Origin of the sequence: Longimicrobium sp., assembly GCF_036280135.1 — a bacterium.
In the GTDB taxonomy this organism is placed as follows: domain Bacteria; phylum Gemmatimonadota; class Gemmatimonadetes; order Longimicrobiales; family Longimicrobiaceae; genus Longimicrobium.
This window is the reverse complement of the sequence record NZ_DASURI010000878.1, coordinates 1-3,536: the sequence shown is the minus strand read 5'-3', so window position 1 is coordinate 3,536 and position 3,536 is coordinate 1. Positions and strand designations below refer to the sequence as shown.

General features: G+C 75.7%; 1 protein-coding gene and 1 pseudogene. Both read left to right on the top strand.

Annotated elements, in window-relative coordinates; translation table 11 throughout:
• Positions 1–1,152, top strand: a pseudogene (locus tag VFZ20_RS28335) (hypothetical protein); the annotation flags it as partial.
• A gap of 416 nt (positions 1,153–1,568) precedes the next feature.
• Positions 1,569–3,536, top strand: a 1,968-nt coding sequence (locus tag VFZ20_RS28330; protein WP_329687330.1) for a hypothetical protein, incomplete at its 3' end; no start/stop codon positions are given.

Below are 3,536 nucleotides of genomic sequence, written 5' to 3'. Positions count from 1 at the left end.
GTCGTCCTCCTGGATCGCGGCGCGGCCATGCGCGGCGACGGCTGGCGCACGGCCGTGGGCCAGGCGCGGCGCGACCTGCTGGCGGGGGACGGCACCGCGCGCGGCGAGCTCGTGATGTTCGACACCTCCGCCGTCCGCGTGCCGCGCCACCAGGTCACCGCCGCGCTGTTCGACTCGCTGCTGACGGCGAATCCTTCCAACCACCCGTCGGACTACGCGGCCGCGCTGCGCGCCATCCCCGCCAGCGCGCAGGCCCTGCACGGCGCGGACAGCGTGCGCGTGCGGATGATCTCCGCGCTGGCCGACGCCGGGTGGACGCCCGGCCTGGCGCCCCTGCGCCGCGCGGCGTGGCCCGGCGTCGTGGACCTCGCGCGCGTGCCGCTCGCCCCCCCGGCGGCGGACTCGGCCGATGCGGGCGCGCCCGCGCGGACGGCGCTGACGCTGTCGGCATCGGGCGGCGGATTCGCTGCCGCGGCGCTGGGCGCGGCGGGCCTGGAGGGCGGCCGCGCCAACCCGCAGGCGCCGCTCCCGGTGGGCGCTTCGGTGTATCTGGTGATGGAGGCGCCGTCCGCGGCCACCGCACATCAGCTGCTGGAGCGCGCCCGGGCCGGCGCCACGGTCGTCGTCACGCCCGCCGCCGCCACGAACGAGCTGCGGTCCGCGCTGCCGTGGACGGGCGGGTACGGCGTGGCGGAGAACAGCGGCGGGTCGATGTGGTTCGGCGCGGAGCTGGAGCTGGCGGGCGCGGCGGGACGCGTGCAGGCCGGCGCCCCGGCGCAGGGCGCGCGAACCGTGGCCGCGTGGGAGGACGGCCGTCCCGCCGCCGTCGCAAGGCCGCTGGGGAGCGGATGCGTGGTCTTCGTGGGCGCGGAGCTGGAGGGCGGAGACCTGCCGTACCAGGCCGAGTACCCCGCCGCCCTCGCGCGCCTGGCCCGCGGCTGCGCGCCGTCGATGCCCAGCGCGTCCGACGCGCGTCCGCTGGATCCCGGCGCCGTGGCGCTGCTGCGCGGCCGCGGGCCGGCCGCCGTTGCCGCCAGCGCGGTGGGCGCGTCGGAGGCCGGCGTGGCGCTGGGTCGATGGGTGCTCGTCGCCGCGCTGCTGATCGCGCTCGTGGAGACGCTGCTGGCGTACCGGCGGCGGCGCGTGGGGTAAAGACGAGAGGCGAGGGATCGGGATTTCGGGGCAGGGAAGTCGGGATCGTGCCGGCAGCAGCCCGCCCCTCCCCCGGCCCCTCCCCGCTCGTTCCTCGCGGAGAGGGGAGAACCCAGTCCGTGCACGATGGCGAGGTGTGTCGCGCGCGCGGAGGGCCCCCTCCCCCCGGCCCCCTGCCCCCGCTTCGCGGGGGAGGGGGAGAACTGCGGGTCGGGGCGGGGAATCGGCTCCGCGCCGTAGGCGCCGCGGGAAGCCTGGTCTGACGCACGGCACTGCGCCGTGCCCGGACCCGTCGGCGAAGGCCGACATCACGTTTTCGGTGCCGCGATTTCAATCGCCGGGGCTGGGGATCGCCCTGACTGCACGATTTTCGACTTACCGACGGAAGCCGTACCGCTGATGCGCAGGATCCGCTCATGAGCACACTGGTCCAGACGCCGCCGACCGTCGCCGGGCGGCCGCTGCGGGCGCCCTCCGAGCGCCTGATCGGCGGGGTGCGCGCCGCGTGGCGCCGCTCCGTGCTGCTGCGCGCGCTCGCCTGGGCGCCCGCGCTGCTCGCCGCGAGCGCCATCCTGCTCGTCCTCGTCGATCTGCTCATCCCCCTCCGCGCCGTGCTGCGCGAGACGCTGCGCTGGCTGCCGATCCTGCTGGGGGGCGGCGTGGCGGCGTTCGCCATCTACCGCGTCCTCAATCCGCCGCCGCCGCGCCGCTTCGCACTCCTGGCCGAGGAGCGCATCCCCACGCTGGAGAACCGCCTGCTGACGGCGTTCGACCTCGCGGACGGGATGCCGGATGGCGTCGTGGGCCGCGCGTTCGTCGCCGAGGCGGAGCGGCGGATGCAGGCCACGGACGTCCGCGGCGTGGCGCCCGCGCGGGTCAAGGTGCCGGGGATCATCCTGGCATCCGCCATTGTCGTCACCGGGTTGTTCGCGCTCGTCTTTCCGTCCGCGGCGGCGGAGGCGTGGGCGCGCTGGACCAATCCGAAGGACGCGTACGCCAGCAAGTGGGAAGAGGTGCGCGCCGAGACGCTGCCGGCGGTGGAGACGCCGCCCATGCCCCTGTTCGACGAGCTGCGCTGGACCGTGCAGCCGCCGGCGTACAGCGGCCTGGCCACGCAGGAAGGCCGCGGCGACGAGTCCATCACGGCGCTGCCGGGGAGCGTCATCCGCCTGCGCAGCCGCTTTCCGGACCGCTGGGACGGCGTGCGGGCGGCGGCCATCGGCGGGGCGGCGCTGGGCGTGCGCCGCACGGGCGAGGAGTGGGTCGTGGAGTACACCATGCCCGCCGACGCGCGCGGCCTGTCGCTGGAGGCCATGGCGGAGGGCGGCGTGGTCGATCGCCGCGTCGTCCCCCTCGTCCCCCTGCCGGACCAGGCGCCGGACGTGGCGCTCGTGGCGCCGGCGGAGGACATGATCCTGGCCGGCGCCACGGGCCGCGTGACCCTGCGCGCCACCGCCGCGGACGACTACGGCCTGGGCAACTTCGACCTGCACTGGACGCACAGCAGCGGCAGTGGCGAGTCGTACGAGTTCAAGGAGGGCGACTGGGCGTTCGGCCGCGTGGACCGCGCGGGGAAGACGGCCACGGGCGAGCTCGTCATCGACCTCGCGGCCCTGGGGCTGCAGCCGGGCGACATGATGCACATCCGCGCCGTGGCCCGCGACCGCAACAACGTCACGGGGCCGGGGGAAAGCGTGTCGCGCACGCGCATCATCCGCATCGCGCGGCCGGACGAGATGGACCAGGTCAACACCGACGTGGGCCTGCCCGCCGAGCTGCCCAAGGACCCGCTGATGAGCCAGCGGATGATCATCATGATGACGGAGCGGCTGCAGCGCGAGCGGCCGGGCCTGTCGCGCGAGGCGCTCACGTCGCGGGCCCTGGAGATCGCGCAGCACCAGGCGCGGCTGCGGGCCATCGTGGGCGAGCAGATCTACGTCCGCGAGGCGGATGCCGTGCAGTCGCAGGGCGCGGAGCTGCCCACGTTCGTGGAGTCCAGCGGCGGGGGCGCCGGGCACGAGGAGCATGCGGGCGAGGCGCAGGGCGCGCAGGCGGGCGGGCGCCCGTCGCCGGAGGAGATCCTGGAGCAGGCCAGCGCGGCCACGGGCGGCGGCACGGCCGAGGAGTTCGCGCACCGGCACGACGAATCGGCCGTCATCGACGTGAACCGCGACCTGATGCTGCTGCACAACCTGATGTGGAGCAGCGAGCAGGCGCTGGAGGCCGTCCGGCCGGACTCGTCGCTGCCCTGGCAGTACGAGGCGCTCAAGCTGATCCAGAAGCTCAACCAGGCGGACCGCATCTACCCGCGCGGCGACGTGCGCGTGGACCCCGTGAACGTGGCCGAGGCGCGCGGGCAGGGAAAGATGGAGAACGTGGGGCCG